The organism is Aristaeella hokkaidonensis, assembly GCF_018128945.1.
Taxonomy (GTDB): Bacteria; Bacillota; Clostridia; order Christensenellales; family Aristaeellaceae; genus Aristaeella; species Aristaeella hokkaidonensis.
Genome location: NZ_CP068393.1, coordinates 828,920 through 847,542 on the forward strand (window position 1 = coordinate 828,920; position 18,623 = coordinate 847,542).

The 18,623-nt window shown below is 51.2% G+C and carries 16 protein-coding genes; 3 read left to right on the plus strand and 13 right to left on the minus strand.

Annotation, left to right across the window (positions count from 1 at the left end; translation table 11 throughout):
* Positions 1–6: 6 nt before the first annotated feature.
* Entirely contained in the window at positions 7–2,523 is a 2,517-nt protein-coding gene (locus tag JYE49_RS03825; protein WP_093956483.1) for a glycogen/starch/alpha-glucan phosphorylase, read from the plus strand.
* 50 nt (positions 2,524–2,573) lie between these two features.
* Here the strand turns inward: JYE49_RS03825 and JYE49_RS03830 are convergent, their stop codons facing one another.
* Complete coding sequence (locus JYE49_RS03830) at positions 2,574–2,816, minus strand: hypothetical protein (protein WP_093956146.1); 243 nt, start codon at positions 2,814–2,816, stop codon at positions 2,574–2,576.
* Between the two features lie 182 nt (positions 2,817–2,998).
* Between JYE49_RS03830 and JYE49_RS03835 the strand changes: the two genes are divergently transcribed.
* The gene (locus tag JYE49_RS03835; protein WP_179217198.1) at positions 2,999–3,658 is read left to right on the plus strand and encodes a hypothetical protein; all 660 of its coding nucleotides are present in this window, start codon (positions 2,999–3,001) and stop codon (positions 3,656–3,658) included.
* A gap of 52 nt (positions 3,659–3,710) precedes the next feature.
* Here the strand turns inward: JYE49_RS03835 and JYE49_RS03840 are convergent, their stop codons facing one another.
* The 12 genes from JYE49_RS03840 to JYE49_RS03895 form a co-directional block, all read right to left on the minus strand.
* Positions 3,711–4,811 (minus strand): hypothetical protein, encoded by a 1,101-nt coding sequence (locus tag JYE49_RS03840; RefSeq protein WP_093956147.1) that lies wholly within the window; start codon positions 4,809–4,811, stop codon positions 3,711–3,713.
* Between the two features lie 91 nt (positions 4,812–4,902).
* Positions 4,903–5,910 carry a DNA polymerase III subunit delta gene (gene holA / locus JYE49_RS03845; RefSeq protein ID WP_093956148.1) on the minus strand — a complete coding sequence of 336 codons (1,008 nt, stop codon included), beginning with the start codon at positions 5,908–5,910 and terminating at the stop codon, positions 4,903–4,905.
* Positions 5,911–5,927: 17 nt separating this feature from the next.
* Positions 5,928–8,189, minus strand: coding sequence for a ComEC/Rec2 family competence protein (locus tag JYE49_RS03850; RefSeq protein ID WP_093956149.1), 2,262 nt, complete (start codon positions 8,187–8,189; stop codon positions 5,928–5,930).
* Positions 8,186–8,902: an MBL fold metallo-hydrolase gene (locus JYE49_RS03855; RefSeq protein WP_093956150.1), complete on the minus strand. Its 717-nt coding sequence runs from the start codon at positions 8,900–8,902 to the stop codon at positions 8,186–8,188. The genes JYE49_RS03850 and JYE49_RS03855 overlap by 4 nt, the downstream gene beginning before the upstream one ends.
* Before the next feature lie 6 nt (positions 8,903–8,908).
* Positions 8,909–9,157, minus strand: coding sequence for a barstar family protein (locus tag JYE49_RS03860; RefSeq protein ID WP_093956151.1), 249 nt, complete (start codon positions 9,155–9,157; stop codon positions 8,909–8,911).
* Between the two features lie 159 nt (positions 9,158–9,316).
* The gene (locus tag JYE49_RS03865; RefSeq protein ID WP_093956152.1) at positions 9,317–9,697 is read right to left on the minus strand and encodes a hypothetical protein; all 381 of its coding nucleotides are present in this window, start codon (positions 9,695–9,697) and stop codon (positions 9,317–9,319) included.
* On the minus strand, positions 9,679–10,446 hold the full coding sequence (gene trmD, locus JYE49_RS03870; protein WP_093956153.1) for a tRNA (guanosine(37)-N1)-methyltransferase TrmD: 768 nt from the start codon (positions 10,444–10,446) through the stop codon (positions 9,679–9,681). The genes JYE49_RS03865 and trmD overlap by 19 nt, the downstream gene beginning before the upstream one ends.
* Positions 10,443–10,961, minus strand: coding sequence for a ribosome maturation factor RimM (gene rimM, locus JYE49_RS03875; protein ID WP_093956154.1), 519 nt, complete (start codon positions 10,959–10,961; stop codon positions 10,443–10,445). The genes trmD and rimM overlap by 4 nt, the downstream gene beginning before the upstream one ends.
* A 71-nt stretch (positions 10,962–11,032) precedes the next feature.
* The gene (locus tag JYE49_RS03880) at positions 11,033–11,260 is read right to left on the minus strand and encodes a KH domain-containing protein (RefSeq protein WP_093956155.1); all 228 of its coding nucleotides are present in this window, start codon (positions 11,258–11,260) and stop codon (positions 11,033–11,035) included.
* A gap of 25 nt (positions 11,261–11,285) precedes the next feature.
* Positions 11,286–11,537 carry a 30S ribosomal protein S16 gene (gene rpsP / locus JYE49_RS03885; RefSeq protein ID WP_084094360.1) on the minus strand — a complete coding sequence of 84 codons (252 nt, stop codon included), beginning with the start codon at positions 11,535–11,537 and terminating at the stop codon, positions 11,286–11,288.
* A 91-nt stretch (positions 11,538–11,628) separates the two neighbouring features.
* Positions 11,629–12,954, minus strand: coding sequence for a signal recognition particle protein (ffh, locus tag JYE49_RS03890; RefSeq protein ID WP_093956156.1), 1,326 nt, complete (start codon positions 12,952–12,954; stop codon positions 11,629–11,631).
* A gap of 1 nt (position 12,955) precedes the next feature.
* On the minus strand, positions 12,956–13,324 hold the full coding sequence (locus JYE49_RS03895) for a sigma factor-like helix-turn-helix DNA-binding protein (RefSeq protein ID WP_179217199.1): 369 nt from the start codon (positions 13,322–13,324) through the stop codon (positions 12,956–12,958).
* Between the two features lie 327 nt (positions 13,325–13,651).
* Between JYE49_RS03895 and JYE49_RS03900 the strand changes: the two genes are divergently transcribed.
* Entirely contained in the window at positions 13,652–18,607 is a 4,956-nt protein-coding gene (locus tag JYE49_RS03900) for a hypothetical protein (protein ID WP_143754442.1), read from the plus strand.
* Positions 18,608–18,623: the final 16 nt, after the last annotated feature.

Sequence of the window (18,623 nt, forward strand, 5' to 3'; positions counted from 1 at the left end):
ATAATCATGCCAGCCACGAAGTTTGACAAAGAGTCCATCAAGAATACCATTGTGGGAAAGGTGCAGCGGTATAACGGCCTGACAATTGAAGAGGCTTCACCGCATCAGATTTACCGCGCTGTTGCTTCCACCGTACGCGATCAGATCATGCAGAAGATGATCGCCAGCCGCGAGGTCTGGAAAAAGCAGAAAGGCAAAAGCCTGTATTATCTGAGCGTTGAGTTCCTGATGGGCCGCAGCATGTACTGCAATATGCTGAACCTGCTTTCCACGAAGGAATATACGGAAGCCCTGCAGGAGCTAGGTATTGATATCAAGGACGTACTGAAGGAAGAACCTGAACCCGGCCTCGGAAACGGTGGACTCGGACGTCTGGCTGCCTGTTTCCTGGACAGCCTGAGCTGTCTGGATCTGCCGGCCATGGGATGTACCATCCGCTATGAATATGGCCTGTTCCGCCAGAAAATCGTGGACGGACAGCAGGTGGAAATGCCGGACAGCTGGCTGGACAACGGCAACGTCTGGGAAACTGCCATGATGGAAGACACCTGCGAGGTGCATTTCGGCGGCCATGTGGATGAAATAGAGATCAACGGCAGGCAGAAGTTTGTGACCCGCGATTATTACACCGTGGAAGCTGTTCCTTACGATATGCCTGTTGTCGGATATGACGCGACCATTGTGAATCCGCTGCGGATGTGGTCCGCGCGGAGCCCGAAAAAGCTGGACCTGAACAGTTTCGGTGAAGGACGCTATGTACAGGCATCTGAAGAAATCCAGCTGGCGGAAGCGATCAGCAAGGTGCTTTATCCCGAAGACAAGCACTATGAAGGCAAAATGCTGCGCCTGAAACAGCATTACTTCTTTACCAGTGCGTCTCTGCAGTATATCCTGAAGGACTACAAGCGGCGCTTTGGGAATGATATGAGCAAACTGCCGGAGAAGGTAGTGATTCATATCAACGACACCCACCCCGGTATGGCGATTCCTGAACTGATGCGCCTGCTGATTGATGAAGAAGGCCTGGGCTGGGATGAAGCTTCCAGTATTGTACAGAAGACCATCGCCTATACCAACCATACGATCCTGGCAGAAGCACTCGAAAAATGGCCTGTGAGCATGGTACAGCAGCTGCTGCCGCGGTGCTACCAGATCATCTGCGAGATGAACCGCAGGCTTTGCGAACGTCTGTGGAACTGCTTCCCCGGAGACTGGGACCGGATTGCCCGGATGGCCATCATCAGCTATGACAACGTCCATATGGCCAATATGTGCGTTGCCATGAGCTATTCTGTCAATGGCGTCAGCAAGCTGCATGGTGAAATCCTGAAGGAAGAAACCTTCCATGACTTTAACCTGGTCATGCCGGAGAAATTCTCCGCGATTACCAACGGTATTACACACCGCCGCTGGCTGATGAGCTGCAATCCTGAACTGACGGACCTGATCTGTGAGTCTATCGGCACTGACTGGATCAAGAATCCGGAAGGGTTAAGCGCGCTTCGTCCTTTTGCGGATGACGCCGCTTTCCGGGACAAGTTTGCAAAGATCAAGCAGCACAATAAGGAACGCCTCGCCGTTATGCTGAAGGAACGGCAGGGAGCGGTGGTGGATCCATCCTTTATCTTTGACGTACAGGCAAAGAGACTACACGAGTATAAGCGGCAGATGCTGAACGCGCTGCATATCCTTGTGCTGTATAACCGTATCGTGAATGATGAAAGCTTCACCATGGAGCCGAGGGTATTCATCTTCGGAGCCAAAGCCAGCCCCGGTTATTACCGCGCGAAACAGATTATCCGTATGATCTGCGCGCTGAGCGAGCTCATTGCCAAGCATCCGCGGGCCAGGAAGATGCTTCAGGTTGTGTTCCTGGAAAATTATGATGTCAGCAGCGCTGAAGTGCTGATTCCGGCGGCAGAGGTTTCCGAACAGCTGTCCACAGCCAGCAAGGAAGCCAGCGGCACCGGCAACATGAAGTTCATGATGAACGGCGCGGTCACCATCGGCACGATGGACGGAGCGAACGTTGAAATCAGCGAACAGGTCGGCCTCGACAATATCTACATTTTCGGCATGCGGTCCGATACGGTGCGGGATATGTATCGTGAGAACAGCTACAATCCCATGAATATTTTCGAAACCAACCAGGAAATCCGCCAGGCAATGACCCAGATGATCGACGGTACCCTGATGCCGGATAATCCTGCAGCCCTGCAGGATCTGTATCACAGCCTGCTGCTGGGCAGCTGGGGTTCCATGGGTGACAGCTACTTTGTCCTGAAAGATTTCGGTTCCTACAGCATGGCGCAGAGAAGACTGAACAACGACTACGCCGACCGGAACAAGTGGCTGAAAATGGCTGTTACCAACACGGCTATGTCGGGTATATTCTCCTCTGACCGGACAATCCGTGAGTATAATGAAAACATCTGGCATCTTCAGCCACTGAACAAGGTTCAGATGCCGACAGCTGAGCCGAGGGAAAAAGCAAAACCTGTCAGAATCAAGGCAAAGAAATAAAAAAGAAGGCACGATCCAATGAGGGTCGTGCCGTTTCTTTATCCTGCTTATTACTTTTTGAACAGGTTTTTGATCTTGCTGAGGATACCGCCGGCCTGTTTGGCAGCGTCGCCGGTAATATCGCCGAGCTGGCCCGTTACGCCTTTCACAACGTCATCCAGCTGTGAAGGATCAAGATCAATACCAAGAAGGTCCTTGATCGCAGCAAGCGGATTGGAAGTGAATTTCGCAATCAGATCTTTGTTTCCGGTCAGTTTTGCAACAAGATCACCAATCAGTTTCTGAATATCCATGACATACCCTCCTGTTCATTTTTCCGGATGACGCCATCCGTCTCTGTTATCAGTATTATAGTCCTTTGAAAGTTGTATGACAAGATCAGGACAAAGAAAAAAGAAGAAGGACTTGAATAAGAAGGTCTGTTTGCGATAAAATTAGTATACCGAAAAAGAAAATATACAGGAGGTTTCTGATTATGCCTGCAGCAAAAAAGACCACGACCACCGCTAAGAAAACGACGACTGCCGTAAAGAAGACAGCTGCTGCCGCAAAGAAGACAACAACTGCCACCGCGAAGAAGACTGCCACTGCCGCAAAGAAGGCTACGACAACTGCCGCAAAGAAAACGACAGCTGCTGTAAAGAAGACAGCTGCAACCGCAGCGAAGAAGACGACCACTGCGGCAAAAAAGCCCACCGCAGCAACGTCCGCAAAGAAGCCTGCAACGACCGCGAAGAAGACTACAACAGCGGCAAAGACCACTGCGGCCAAGAAGACCACCACTGCGGCCAAGAAACCTGCCGCCGCAAAGAAGACTACAACCACCGCAAAGAAGACTACTACGGCCAAGAAACCTGCCGCAACGGCAAAGAAAACAACGACTGCCAAGAAACCAGCAGTACCGGCATCCGCCAATACTTCCATGAAAGTAACGGCAGCGGAAAAGAAACTGATTGAAGCTTACCGCGGAGCTTCCGGTGATCTGAAAAAAGTATCCCTGAAAGTTCTGAAGGGAGAATATGGCGACGCAGCAATCAAGCTGCTTGATACTGTCGGGGGAGGCATTGAAGCGGGAGCTGACGGAATCGGCGGAGCATTGGGCAACCTGCTTGGCGGACTGCTCGGCGGAAAATAAAAGACATGAAAAAAGGCGTCTGAATTATTCAGACGCCTTTTTTTTTTGTGCATCAGTTACCGCAGACGATGGTAACATCATCTGTGACCGTAAGCTGCAGGGAAGCTTTTCCTACATTTTCCGGCTCGCCTCCGTTGATGCTGTATCCGCCTGCTGCGAGATCAGAATTGTCTGCGATGATTCTGATCGGTGCACCGGAGGGAACTTCACCTTCGGTAACAGCGCGAAGGCCTTTACTGAGATAGGTGAAAGTACAGCCTTTACAGGTGACTTTACACATTTTACTTTCATCTATTTCAGCTTCAGCAGCAGATGTACGGGCAATCTTAACATCCAGAGCGATACTTTCGGTTACGTTCATTACTTTAAATTCATTGACAGGCTGCGCAGGCTCGAAACGAATTCCATTGACAGTCCAACTCTTGATGGGTTCGTCAGAACGGACAGCGAAAGAACCGGCATTGTTAAACTCGAGGGAGGAAACAGGAGACGCATCCGTGATATTTCCTTTGTTGTCCAGCCTGAACAGATTCTTCGAAGAGGACGTTACCGTTATGGCTCTGTTTTCAATGATCAGCTCGCTGTCAGCGCCTTCGCCCTGATCAGTTCCCACGGCCTGATCGCCGCCCTGCTGAGAAGCAGATTCTCCGGATTCAGCAACGGCAGGGGCGGGGTTCGATTCGGCAGGAGCAGAAGCAGGTTCTGCTTCGGGTTTTGCATCTGCGTCGGCGGCAGGTGCTTCGGACGAACCAGTTTCGGGGATATCCATGCCATAAACATACAGGGTAACTGTATCAGAATCAATCTTATAACCGTTACCGTTTATATGGCAGTATACAGACCAGCCGTGCATGGATTCAGGCACATGAGACAGGGAAATCTTTTTTGAATTGGGATTAGAAACTTTAACCCCCTTGACAGTGGAGGACAGTTTTTTTCCGGATACTTTATCACCGGTTTCCGGATTGACAAAATACCAGGTGTATGAGCTTACAGAACCCTTAACAGAGATGGAGAAAGCGACTGCCCCCTTTTTGGATGTGGTGGCGGTTTCGGGCTGTTTCGTAATCTCTGGTTTGCTGGCGGCAAAAGCATCAGCGGCAAGTGTTAAAACGAGACAGAGCGTCAGAATAATTCCGAGCAACTTCTTCATGATGTACGCCTCCTGTGCGAAACACGAAATGTTTCATATATATTACCATAGAATTACAAAAAATACAATATATGTCAGACCATGGGTAAAATCAGCTTTTTTCGCGAAGGTTAAGCAGTTTCAGAACCACTGTTTCAACTGCACCGTCCTGGGACATCCGTCCGGATTTCAGGGCGTATTCCGTGTCAAAACAGATGCGGACAGCGCTTTTAACCTGTCCGCCGGTATAACCGGAGGCCTGACGAACATACTGGTCAACGGCAAAAGGCGGAACCCCGAGAGCGGAACGGATAAAATCGTTTCCTCTTTTCTCATACTGCATGATTTTGATATGCTGCAGCAGACGATACTGGCGCAGAAGCATTGAAAGGATGGCCATGCGATCTGTTCCGGAAAGCAGCTGGTTGCGCAGCAGGGTAAAGGCACGGCTCTTCTGACCCGTTACAACGGCATCGATCATCTGGAATACGGTACATTCAGTGGAAGGGGTGGCAAGAGACGTTACATCCTCTGGCAGAATCGCAGTGCGGTCTATGGAACAGGAAGCCAGTTTCTGGATTTCGTTGCGCAGCAGCCCTGCGTCTGAGCCTACCGTAAAGATGAGGTATTCAGCTGTACGGTCATCACATTCTTTTCCTGCTTCCTGAAAAGAACTGACAACAAAACGGGTCAGCTCCGTACCGCGGAGCGGAGAAAAAGTAACGATCCCGGAGAGCTTTTTGACAGCATTATAAAGTTTTTTCCTTCCGTCAGGTTTTCCGGTACAGTAGAAGAGAAGGAAAGAAGTTTCAGGGACTGAGGGAAGGTAAGCAATGAGCCTTTCATCCGCCTCGGAACGTCCCATAAGAGCCGGTAAATCACGGACAATGATCAGCCGTTTGTCAGCCATAAAGGGCTGGGTTTCCACATCTGCGATGAGCTGATCCACAGAAGGATCTTCCAGAATGGTTTCATTCAATGTTTCCATGCCCTCGGGCAGAACGGCATGGCGCAGTTCAGCCAGGGCTTCCTGCTTAAGATGTTCCTCTTCGCCTTCAAAGAGAAGAACCTGGGGCAGGGAATGCTGTGACAGGGCACGGGAAAAGTCTTTTCGATCCATAAGAACCTCCGGTGTGATCAGGGTGTCAGGTATGGAATAACAGTAAATTTACCTTCTTCGAAGCGTACTGTAAGCGCTCCGTATTCCGGTGTTCCATATACCGGAATATCACCTGAACAGGAACGGAAATCAGCAACACGGGTGGGCTGTCGGCAGCTGAGGAGTATGGCCTTTGGGGAAACCACACTGATAAAATCAGGTGAGCTGGAAGAAGGAGAACCGTGATGGGCTGCTTTCAGAAGATCCGAGGGAGCCGCACAGTACTGCTCGTAGGCTCCCGGAAGGTCGGCCGCCAGCAGAACGGTGCTTTCCTTCAACGTCAGCCGTGTGACAAGGGAATACTTGTTTGCATCCTGGCCGGAACGCACCTTTCCGTGTTCCGGCCATAATACTGTGAGTATGCCGGAGGGAAGGGGGAGTACGTCACCGCGGGAAAGTGACCGGATTTCAGTGCCGCTTTGCTGCAACTGATCCAGCAGCGCGATGAACTCCGGATGAATATCCTGCGCTTCGGCACCTTCCGGCAGGAGAATGGTGTTCACCGGGATCTCATCCTCGATCAGCGAACGCAGTCCGCCGGCGTGATCCGTATGCAGATGGGTCAGGATCACTGCATCCGGTGTGAGACGGCGGGCCCGGAGAAAGCTGCTGAGCGTGCCGTCATCCTCTCCCGTATCCATGACATAAACCTTGTCCTGATCCCATATTACTGCGGCGTCCGCGTTCCCTGCACTGAGCTGAATATATTCCGTACCGTTATGATGTGCGGGAAAAAGCGACACGACAACCAGCACAGCACCAAGGACCAGCATACCGGTACGCATTCCTGCATGGAAACGGATAAAGCAGCAAAAACCGAGGAAAAGAAGGACGACGCCGAAACCGGTAAGGAGATTCGGTACGTGGATCCACAGCGTCAGGCCGGGCAATGCTCCCAGCTGCCTAATACCGGAAAGCAGGAAGCCCGTGACAGACGAAAGGGGGACAGACAGAAGCGCTGACAGGAAGGGAACAGGGAGACACAGCAGCGCAAGCCAGAAAAACAGGATCAGCATTCCTGAAATGAGCATGGCCGGAAGGTTGACCAGGAAGACAAGCAGGGGAAGACGCTGGAAGAAGGACAGTTCAGGGAGCAGTAAACCAAGCTGGATCCCGAACGTCAGGACAAGGGATTCAAATACATACTGCAGGATCCTGCTGCGGAACCGCTTGCGGCGCCGGATGAAAGACATCACCCATACGAGGCCGAACACAGCGCAGAATGTCAGCTGGAATGAGGCTGAAGTCACCTGAACAGGAGAAAACAGTACCATGATGAACAAAACGGCACTGAGCAGATGCAGGCCGGAACGCGGCCGGTTCAGGATACGACCTTCAAGTCCGAGCAGCATCAGAAGGGAAGCACGGATGACAGGCTGGCTCATTCCGCACAGGGAGGAATAGAAAAACAGCAGAACGGCATATAGAAGCAGGCGGACACTTTGCCGCAGCCTCAGCAAATGAAACAGCAGGTTCAGGATGCCGATCAGGACGCCCACATGAAAGCCGCTGACGGACAGGATATGGGCAATACCAAGCCTGGAAAATGCCTGGCGGTCATCGGAAGGAATCAGGGAACGCATTCCCAGCAGCATGGCAGAGGCATAGGCTCCGGTTTCCTCCCCGAGCGTGGCTATGAGCGAAGCAGACAGCCGGTGTCGCAGGGACGCAATGAAGCCTGCAAAGGAAAAACAGACCGAATCCTGTACTGTCAGGCTGTTTTTGCCATACACTCCTACAGTAATGCCACGTTGCAGGAGGGCTTCCCGAAAATCATAGCCGTCCGGATTGTCGGCTCCCCGCGGATGATACAGGGATGCTGTAAAGGAGACCGCTTTCCCCGGAAGGAGGGAGGAATGATCCTCATCAGAATAAAAGGTCCAGTAGGCGCCTCCGGACAAGGGACGTCCGTCCAGCGTGACGTCAGACAAAGCAATCCGGTACTGACCAAAGGACCCGTTTGTTACCTCATCAGAAATGACGCCCTGAATATTGTATTCTCCTTCCGGCGGAAGATCCGGATGGAAGGCAAGGGAACCCGCGAAAAGCCCAAGCATAACAGAAAAGACAATGCACGCGGAAAAACGAAGCCACCCCTTCAGGAAGAACACGGATGAAAGGGTAAGAATACAGGCAAAAAGCGGCAGGAGTATACCAGCCGCATTTCTGCCAAGAAAAACACCCGCAACCAGGGCCAGTGCTGCGGGCGGGAGCAGCCAGCTCCGCTGGCGGTTCGTCACAGATCAATGATGGCACCGGCTTCGGCAAGCCGCGTACGGGAATATACGGCACGGGCCTCCTGCAGCAGTGTTCTGCGGGGCCAGAACGGATTCAGATGAGTGATGATCAGGCTGCCTGCTTTTGTATCCGCAGCCAGGCGCGCAGCCAGTTCTGCGGACAGATGGGGTTTGTCCTCGGACCAGGCGGAAACAGGGAAAAGGCCGTCCGCCAGGAGAAGATCACACCCGCGGTAGTCTTTAGCCAGGGAAGGCAGGGTATTGGTATCACCGGTATAGCCGAAGGTTTTTCCCTCGAATGAAAAACAGTATCCCACGGCAGGAACCGGATGACGGGCAGCGGTGACACGAACGAAGGTGCCGTTCAGTTCGAAGGCCTGTCCTGCCGAGATTTCCGTAAAGGAAAAACAGGGTGTGGAAACAACAAGATTATATACCGGAGAAGAAGGATCCGCAGGACCATAAACAGGCAGTGCTTTCTGACAGGCAGCCAGGCGATACATCAGCACAGGAATATCGGCTGTGTGATCATAATGCCAGTGACTGACAAACAGCGCAGACAGGGATTCCGGTGCCGTCAGAGAAGTAAGAATCCCCAGGACGCCGCTGCCCAGATCCAGCTGGAACAGGCTGTCTCCGGCTTCCAGAAGATAACCGGAGGTAGCGCCGCGGCTCTCCGGGAAAGGTCCGTTTATCCCAAGCAGATGCAGTCTCATCACAGGTTACAGCTCCTTTACTTCTCCGCCGTTGTCGGCAAAAACCGTACGAAGAATACTGATTGCGGAAGCAACTTCTCCGGCACCCGGATCAAGGATCCAGACATTGACCGGGGAAACCCTTTCGGAAAGGCAGTCATTCAGGGCGTCTGCATTCATTCCGTAATAATCCGGAAGAGAAAGCATGCGCTTCAGGGCAAGGTGGAGATCGCGGGGAGATTCATACCTTGAACCGTCAATAACAATCGTCTGCATATTGTTGTACCTCCGAAAAAGAAGGGATCTGATTCTTATCTCAGCTATTATAGCATGCTGTATACTCCGCAACAAGTCCGGCACCGGAACAAAAGAGCGTATTCCCGGAAAAGAAAAACACAGCCGCCTGGCTGTGTGAATAACAAAAAAGGAAAAGATTCAGATGCCTTTACCGGTACGGACAGAGAATGCCAGCATATAGGCGGCAAAGGCACTTTCAGCGGTGATTATACGGGTATCGCCGGTCATCAGCAGACGGAGTACCGGAATATCGCGGCCGATCTGCTGGGTGGTCAGAAACTGGTACAGGAGGATCAGCAGGATGACAGCGGCAGGAATCCAGAGCAGCCAGGCGAAAGGCTCCCGCATTCTGGTTGCACCGGCCAGCGGCAGCAGCAGTGCCAGCATAATGCCCAGCACGGCTCCGAGCAGCAGCGGACCGAAGAAAGCATCCATGGAACCGAAGAGGGGAATCAGCAGGCAAAGCAGCAGCATCAGACCCAACGGAACAAGGAGAACAGTCAGTTTTCTGAGGAACATGATTCGGTCAACTCCTTCCGGATTTCATTGAGCATTTTTCTGTCTTTTTCATCCAGCGGGGCAGTTTCAAGCAGATCAGGTCTGTATTTCAGGGTCGCCTTTAAGCTTTCCCTGCGACGCCAGGACCTGATTCTGGCGTGATCCCCGTTCAGCAGGACTTCAGGCACCTGCATACCGTCCAGATCCCGTGGACGGGTATACTGAGGGTATTCCAGCAGACCGTCGGAGAAGGATTCCTCCTCCGGACTTTCCGCACTTCCAAGCACGCCGGGAATGAAACGGGCCACACAGTCCACAAGCACCATTGCCGCCGGTTCACCGCCGGTCAGGATATAATCCCCGATGGAAATTTCTTCATCCACACAGGAATCGAGGGCACGCTGGTCCACCCCTTCATAATGGCCGCAGAGCAGAACAAGCGCCTTTTCCTGCGCCAGTTCCCGGGCAAGGGAAGTGGTCAGCTTTTTTCCGCGAGGTCCCAGATAGATCCGGCGTGCGGAAGGATATTCCGCCATGACTGCAGACATGGCATCCAGGATGGGCTGAGCCATCATAACCATACCGGCACCGCCGCCGAAAGGATAATCATCCGTATTGTGGTGCTTGCTTTTTGAGTAAGGACGGATATCCGTCGTCCGGATATCAATCAGTCCCTGTTCTCCGGCACGGCCCAGAATACTGGATGAAAAGAAGCTTTCGAACATTTCCGGGAAAATAGTCAGGATATTGACACGGAAGGGCTCATTCATGAACGAACAGCCACCTCCTCAAGCCTGTCACGGATGACCAGAATGGTTTTCTTTTCTGCGTCCACTTCCGGGAAAACAGCTTTCAGCGCCGGAGCCATCAGTGTGGTTTTACCGGACTGGAAAACCCAGGTATCCACTGTGCCGTATTGCAGCACGTCTGTCAGCACACCGATCACTTCGCCGTTTTCATCCCGGGCTTCACATCCGATGAGATCCGCGATAAGCTCGGCGTCCTCTTCCACGGGAGCGGCACCGGCGCGGTTCACATACAGGTCGCAGCCGCGGAACTTTTCAGCCGCATCAGCTGTATCGCTGCCGTCCAGGTGCGCGTAAACAAAACCGTCCCGGATCCGTACGGTGCGGAGAGCAACAGGGATATAACTGTCATCCTTCTTCAGATACAGGGTGTTCCACTGATGAAAACGCTCAATATCAGCAGCGTAGGAACGGAGCTTGCATTCTCCGCGAACTCCCTGGGGCTTGAGTACGGATGCGATCAAAAGATAATCATTCATAAGAAAGGTTTTCCTCCGATGAAAGCACGGCGGGATCCGAGCATCGGATCCCGCCGGACATGGCTGTAAGCTTATTGAATCTCAACAAAAACAGGCTTGCTGTTTTTGAGCGTGGCGGCTTTCACCACGGCGCGGATCGCTTTTGCAATCCTGCCCTGCTTGCCGATAACCTTGCCCATATCATCTTCAGCCACATGGAGCTCCAGAATGACAGCTTCAGGTCCTTCGGTCTCGGTAACGCTGACCTGATCGGGATGCTCCACCAGAGACTGTGCCACAAAGGTTAAAAGTTCTTGCATGGGTACATCCTTTCTTAACTCAGGCTCACTTTTCTTCGATCGCGCCGGACTTCTTCAGCAGAATGCGGACGGTGTCAGTGGGCTGAGCGCCAACGCCGAGCCAGTACTTGGCGCGCTCGTTGTCAACCTTGATTTCGGCGGGCTTGGTCATGGGATCATAGTAACCGATCTCTTCGATGAAGCGGCCGTCACGGGGGCTGCGGATATCAGCAACAACCACGCGATAGAAAGGCTTTTTCTTCATTCCCATTCTCTTCAGACGGATTTTGACAGACATTTGGATTTCCTCCTCAAAAAATAAATGAATAATTATATATGGAAATCATATAGCGAAGTATATGAGTCCAAGCAATGAAACCTGCGGGGGATTACATTCCCGGGAAACGCATGTTACGGAGCGCCTTTTTACCCTTGGCACCCATCATACGCTTCATCATCTGCTGAGCCTGCTCAAACTGGCGGATCAGCGTGTTCACATCCTGTACAGTGGTGCCGGAGCCGGCGGCAATGCGCTTGCGGCGGCTGGCATTGAGGATGGAGGGATCTTTGCGTTCCTTCGGAGTCATGGAACGGATAATGGCTTCGGGCTTCTTCATCGCGTTATCATCCACGTCGATGTCCTTGCCACTCATGCCGGGCAGCATACTGATCATGCTGCGGAGACCGCCCATTTTCTTCATGCTCTGCATCTGGTCCAGGAAGTCTTCCAGGGTGAGCTTGTTGCTCAGGCCTTTGCGGGCAAACTTCCCGGCTTCCTGCTCATCAAAGGCTTCGGCAGCCTTGTCAATGAGGGTCAGTACGTCGCCCATGCCGAGGATCCGGCTGGCCATCCGGTCCGGATGGAAGGGCTCAATATCGGAAAGCTTTTCGCCGATACCGCTGAACTTGATGGGTTTGCCGGTGACAGCCTTGATGGAGAGGGCAGCACCACCGCGGGTATCGCCGTCCAGCTTGGTCAGGATAACGCCGGTAACATTCAGCTTTTCATCGAAGGCCTTGGCGACATTCACAGCGTCCTGACCGGTCATGGCGTCAACGGTCAGCAGGATCTCCGTGGGGGAGACTGTGTCCCGGATGCGGAGAAGCTCATCCATGAGTTCCTCATCAATATGCAGCCGGCCGGCTGTATCGATAATCAACACATCACGCTGATAATACCGGGCATATTCGATTGCTTCCTTAGCGGTTTTGACAGGATCCTGGGTTCCTTTTTCAAATACGGGAACATTAACCTGCTGTCCGACTACCTGCAGCTGTTTGATGGCGGCAGGACGGTAAATGTCACAGGCGGCCAGCATCGGCTTTTTCCCCTGCTTGGTCAAGTATCCGGCCAGCTTGGCGCACATGGTGGTTTTACCAGCGCCCTGCAGGCCGCAAAGCATGATGATTGAGGGAACCGAAGAGGACCAGTTGAGCTTTGCATTGGTGCTGCCCATCAGCTCAGTCATCTCTTCATTGACGATGCGGATAACCTGCTGGCTGGGAGTGAGGGAGGAGAGTACGTCAGCGCCAACACAGCGCTCAGTGACTTTCCGGATGAAATCCTTGGCAACGGCGTAGTTAACGTCAGCCTCCAGAAGTGCCATGCGTACTTCACGCATGCCTTCCTTTACGGCCTGCTCCGTCAGCCTGCCACGCCCGGTCATTTTCCTCAGGGCGCCCTGCAGCTTTTCGCTTAAGCCTTCAAATGCCATGTTACCTCCATGAACGATCGGAGGATTCTTCCGTTTCGATCGTAAGCATTTCTTTCAATAAAGATTCCGCACGGGGATAATCCTTGCAATTCAGTGCGTCCAGCGCACTTTCCAGACCAGAGTCTATTTTGCGGAAGCGTTCAGCCACACCCAGCGCAGATTCCATTTCCGAGAGCTTTTCAGCCGCACGGGTGAGGGATTCATGCGCGGCCTGGCGTGAAATGCCAACTTCTTCGGCAATCTCACCCAGGGAAAGATCCTCTTCACAATAGAGGGAGAGGATACGGCGCTGTTTCTCCGTCAGCATACCGCCGTAGAAAGCAGCAAGGAAAGCCAGATCCACCTTCCTGTTCAGGTCTTCCTTTACCATGTTTACCCCTCCGGCGAAAGAACGATTCCGACAACGTGTCAGGCTTTTCAACCTGACACCTGTGCTATTATACACGATCGGCATGGAATGTCAAGGCTTTTTACCTGACAGAAATTGTGTTAAGAAGAACGTACAAATAGGCAAAATACAGCAAAAATACAGTATACAAAGTAACTTTTTATTGATTTGTGCAGACAAATATGTAATGATGTACGCTGAACATAGATGAACCTTTCGCACAAAAAAAGTCAGAATCCCAGCAAATTTCAGTACTTTGACCCCGAAAACGTTTTCGGAAACGAGCAATGAAAGTGAGGATCCTTTGACATGAAAAAGAGAACAAAAAGAATGTTCAGAAAAACTGCCAGCTTATTCCTGGCTCTTTGTATTTCCGGAATGATGCTGATTCCTGATGCACAGGCTGATCCGACTATCCATGTCGTCTATACCAATGGGATAACAGATGACTCACATGCTGCTGATCAGGATCCATTTGGCGATCTGGTACTGGAAGATACGGTTTTGCCTGAAGATGGACAAACGGAATACGCTGCTCTGAAAATTGAATTTCCGGATGGGGAAGGCGGAGGCAACGTGACCGTTGCAACCGGCGATCTGACTTCAGAAACAGGCGCAGTTGTCCAATCTTATGAGTTTGGTAATGAAAAATATCAATATCCCAAAGACTGTGGCGTCTATGACGAAATAGCGGATGCTTATGGCTTGATCATTCATATGGATGATCAGTCTGAACTGAACCTGGATACAGGAGATATTACCAATGAAGCCGGTAAAGCTGCTTTGATCACCCTGACTGATCAGTCACAGCTGAATCTCAAAACAGGTGATATAGAAGCACATGACGGAGAAGAAGTGTTCATTCGCGATGCCAACACTGATCTGCTTAATGAGCCTGAAACGGAAGATGATGAATCTGAAGAAGATGATGAATCTGAAGAAGATGATGAATCTGAAGATGATGATGAATCAGAAGAAGATAATGAATATGAAGAAAACGATGAGTCTGAGGAAGATGATAATCCCGAAGAGGAAACGGAATCCGGACATTTCGAAAGCATTTCCGGTGACGCTGTTATAATCGTCATAGACGGACAATCCAAAGCGAATGTCGAAACAGGTAACATAAATGCTGATGGGGATGGTGTCCAGATCAAAACGAAAGTGGAGAACATAATGGAGGATGAGGATCCATCTGAAGATGAAGATCCAGCAGAAGACGGTGATTCGTCTGAAGATGAAGAAACAACGGAAGAGGAGGATCCTTCGACACCGGATACAGGCAGTATCTACCCTCAGGAAAGCAGTGAAAACATAGAATTGGATGAAGATTTTGAAGTGGATCTGAAGGTAAACGGATGTATCTCCGCGGGAGGGTACGGTATTGATATTTATAACAGTGGAGATAATGACGTCAGAATAACAGCTCAGGATATTATTGCCGGTGACGGCGCTGTTGCTATCAATATAGACAATAATCAAGACAGTGATGTCAAAATAACAGTCCGGGACATTGTTTCCGATGGCGGCGGTATAAATATTGACAATATAGAAGACAGTGATACCAGTATAACTGTGGATAGTATCAAAGCTTCCGGCGGCTGTGCTGTCGGTATAGGAAACTATGGCGGCTCCGACGTGGAGATGACAGTGAACGGAGATATTACAGGCGGGAATGGTGTCTCCATCAACAACTATAACAGCGATGTAAAGCTGGAGAGCGGAAGCATCACAACAGACACTGGGGGTGTTTCTGCATATCTGTATGACTACAGCGATGCAGATATCAAAGTGAATGGTGATATTGCAACCGGAAGCGGGTACGGTATCCATTCCCAGACAGATGACGGCTCAACCGTAAAAATCGATGTTACCGGTAATGTAAAAACCGAAGATGGAATAGGCTTAAACCTTAATCTCGGAGGTTTTGATCACGGCGAGCCGCAATGCAAGGCTGATATAACGATCGGTGGATCCCTGACATCCAGCGATGAAGCGGTAAATGTCCATAACAACATAGACGGACATGTGACCATCAACGTTGGCACAGATGAAACGATCGAAAATGCGGGTGCGATTACATCTACTGGCACGAATGCCATATTCCTCAATACAATCGCAGGTTCGTCGATTGAACTGAACGGCGGCAATGTGTACGGCACAGGTAATTCACAGAACATCCGTGCGAACGCTGAAGGAGACAATTCCTCCATAGAAATAAACGTTGGCAACGTGACAGGAAGCGGGTACGGAGATGGCATTTCAGCAACCGCGGGACATGCCGGAAGCCAGGTGAAGATCAATGCAAATAATATCATTGCCGGCGATTATGGGGTACATGTGGACACAAATTCCCGTTATGATTACGGGAATGTGTCAGACGGCAGCTGCTACGGATCAGGCGGAATCATGGAAGTCAATGTAGGCACTGTGGACGGTGGAAACGGCGGAATTAGCGCAGATGCAGACGGCGGATCTCTTATCGTGAACAGCGGCAGCATACAAACCGGACAGTGTGGTTACGGCGTGAGTGTGACCACTAAAGGAACTGATGCAGAAGACGGCGTTAATGTGAACGTGAATGGAACCGTGACTGCGGGTGAGACCGGGATCACTGTAGATTCCTGTAGTGAGACCAGAATGCTTCACTACGAAAATGACGAAGCGATCCGGGTCGATCCGAATGATCCCCATGAAAACTGGTGGGAAAGGATAAGGTTTGACGAAACCTTTCATTATGTACTGGTGCCTGTCGATACGGAGAATGGTATCGAGTGGGAAAAATACTTGTGGTATGATGAAGATCATCCCCAGTACGATGATTACAGTGAGGAAGAGAAAGAAAAATACGAGGTTTATAGGGAATGGATAGACTGGGAGGGTGTTGAGGTCACAACAGAAGCACAAAATTACGCCCAGGTATCGACAGGAACGGTTACAGCAGGGAAATATGGTGTTATGACGAACAATCACGGCGGCGATTTCGATATCAAAGTCGACGGCGATGTGACCGTAGCCGGTGCAGAATCCTATGTGGACGACTGGAACGGATACACTTATTTCAACGAGGCGAAGGGGGTTACGGCAACCAGCACGACCGGCACCACATCGATCCTGATCGACGGAGATCTCAGCGTTTACTCCATCAGCAACGAACCTGCGGCAGAAGAGAACCCCGCTATGGAAGAGAGTCCAAACGGGGAAGAGAGTCCAAACGAGGAAGAAGATCCTGACGGGGAAGAAAGCGAAGAAACAGACGAAGAAGCGGACGAACCCGAAGGTCGTTATACCGGTGACGGCGTGACAATCGGCAATTACGGCGGGAAGATCGACATCACTATCAAAGGCAACGTAAACGCCGAAGAAGGAACCGGAATCACGATCCAGAAGGAGGGGTGGGGGCCGGAAGATTCAAACAACGGTGAGGCGAGCCTTAATATCTCGGGTGATGTGACCGCGGAAAACGGAATTGATGTCGGAATCAACGGAAACGGAAGCGGCCATGTCGCCATCAATATCGGCGGCAGCCTGAAAACGACCGGTACCGGCCTGACGATCGGGGACAACACGCCTGTATGGAATCCCCCCTGGGAAGAGCAGGATGAAGAGGAAGAACAGGAAGAGCAGGCTGATGAGGTGACCGAGGACAACCAGACAGATGAAGGTGAAAACCTGACGGAAACTGAGGCTCCCACCGTTGATATTGTTGTGCAGGAAACTATTTCCGGCCTGACTCCGATCTTTGTTTCGAATATGGAAGCCGTGGCAAAAGTCCTGATCACAACCTGGGCCATTATACCAAATGAAGAGCAGATCACAACTGATGCAGAGGGCAATTCTGTTGAGGAACTTGAAGAGAATATAAACTATATTATTAAAAAAGAAGATAACGATTATGGTACCCTGAATATCACCGGAACAACTGAAAAAATAATAGCATCCGGACAGCAGGCACCAGAAGGAAACAGAAGAGGAGCAACGAGAGGAACAGATGATACAGAAACACAGACGCTGAACGTTGCAAAACAGGATAATGATCTGGCTTTGTCCGTAACACTGAAGGAAGAATACCAGAAGGGGTATGAAGTTGTATTTTACAACGGTAAGGATATCAAGGAAAAACTTGAATTAGAAAAAGATGATAACGGCGAATACATCTTTAAAGTGCCGTGGGCGGGAGGTGTTTATCTCACCTTTGGTCTTGAAAAAGTGAATGCTCCCGATCCGGAACCCGGAAAAGATCCTGATCCGGAACCTGAACCTGATCCCGACCCGGATCCCGATCCTGATCCCGACCCTGATCCCGACCCGGATCCCGACCCGGATCCCGATCCTGATCCCGACCCGGATCCCGACCCGGATCCCGATCCAGATCCGGATCCCGATCCAGATCCGGACCCCGAGAAGGAACCTGAGAAGGAATCCGAAAAGGTGCCTGAGAAGGAACCCGAAAAAGAGCCCGAAAAAGAGCCCGAGAAGGAACCTGAAAAGGAACCCGAAAAGGAACCCGAGAAGGAGCCTGAAAAGGAGCCCGAGAAGGAGCCTGAGCAGGAGCCTGAGAAGGAACCTGAAAAGGAACCCGAAAAGGAACCCGAGCAGGAGCTTGAGAAGGAGCCCGAGAAGGAGCCCGAGAAGGAGCCTGAGCAGGAGCCTGAGAAGGAACCTGAGAAGGAGCCCGAGAAGGAACCCGAAAAGGAGCCCGAGAAGGAGCCCGATAAGGAGCCCGATAAGGAGCCCGAGAAGGAGTCCGAGAAGGAGCCCGAAAAAGAGCCTGAGCAGGAGCCCGAGCAGGAGCCCGAGAAAGAAACTGAGCAGGAACCTGAGCATGAGCCTGAACCCGAAAAAGAACAGGAAGATGAAAAAAACGACGGGAATGGGCGCGTGCTGGCCATTATCTACGGTGAAAACGATGCATATACGATCTGGTTCCTGACCGGATATCATTACAGGGCGGAATTCAAGGACGGCTATAAAGAAACCGGAACATACAACGTGAAGAACGGCAGCCTGGAACTGACAGATCAGAAAGACGAAAAACGGACGCTTGATAATGGATGGAAGATGATATTTACCCAGGAGCAAAAGGCTGATTATGTGAAAGCGGATTTCTCTGATTCTGCCAAAATCATTGGTGAGTTCAACACAGATACGGAGGGCGTCCTGAAAATCACGGATGAAAACCAAGAGGAACTTAGCCTGGAGAAGATTCGGACGGGGATTGACAACCAATACGCCTATGAGATTCTTACAGCGATCCTTCCGTAAAAAAGTAAAGAAAATA

Coding starts and splice junctions, on each gene's coding strand:
- JYE49_RS03830 (WP_093956146.1), bottom strand. CDS start 2,816: ATGGATATTCAGAAACTGATTGGTGATCTTGTTGCAAAACTGACCGGA.
- rimM (WP_093956154.1), bottom strand. CDS start 10,961: ATGAATGATTATCTTTTGATCGCATCCGTACTCAAGCCCCAGGGAGTT.
- JYE49_RS03895 (WP_179217199.1), bottom strand. CDS start 13,324: ATGGTAAAGGAAGACCTGAACAGGAAGGTGGATCTGGCTTTCCTTGCT.
- JYE49_RS03865 (WP_093956152.1), bottom strand. CDS start 9,697: ATGTTCCTCAGAAAACTGACTGTTCTCCTTGTTCCGTTGGGTCTGATG.
- JYE49_RS03840 (WP_093956147.1), bottom strand. CDS start 4,811: ATGAAGAAGTTGCTCGGAATTATTCTGACGCTCTGTCTCGTTTTAACA.
- JYE49_RS03860 (WP_093956151.1), bottom strand. CDS start 9,157: ATGCAGACGATTGTTATTGACGGTTCAAGGTATGAATCTCCCCGCGAT.
- holA (WP_093956148.1), bottom strand. CDS start 5,910: ATGGATCGAAAAGACTTTTCCCGTGCCCTGTCACAGCATTCCCTGCCC.
- JYE49_RS03825 (WP_093956483.1), top strand. CDS start 7: ATGCCAGCCACGAAGTTTGACAAAGAGTCCATCAAGAATACCATTGTG.
- trmD (WP_093956153.1), bottom strand. CDS start 10,446: ATGAATGAGCCCTTCCGTGTCAATATCCTGACTATTTTCCCGGAAATG.
- JYE49_RS03900 (WP_143754442.1), top strand. CDS start 13,652: ATGAAAAAGAGAACAAAAAGAATGTTCAGAAAAACTGCCAGCTTATTC.
- ffh (WP_093956156.1), bottom strand. CDS start 12,954: ATGGCATTTGAAGGCTTAAGCGAAAAGCTGCAGGGCGCCCTGAGGAAA.
- JYE49_RS03880 (WP_093956155.1), bottom strand. CDS start 11,260: ATGCAAGAACTTTTAACCTTTGTGGCACAGTCTCTGGTGGAGCATCCC.
- JYE49_RS03835 (WP_179217198.1), top strand. CDS start 2,999: ATGCCTGCAGCAAAAAAGACCACGACCACCGCTAAGAAAACGACGACT.
- JYE49_RS03855 (WP_093956150.1), bottom strand. CDS start 8,902: ATGAGACTGCATCTGCTTGGGATAAACGGACCTTTCCCGGAGAGCCGC.
- rpsP (WP_084094360.1), bottom strand. CDS start 11,537: ATGTCTGTCAAAATCCGTCTGAAGAGAATGGGAATGAAGAAAAAGCCT.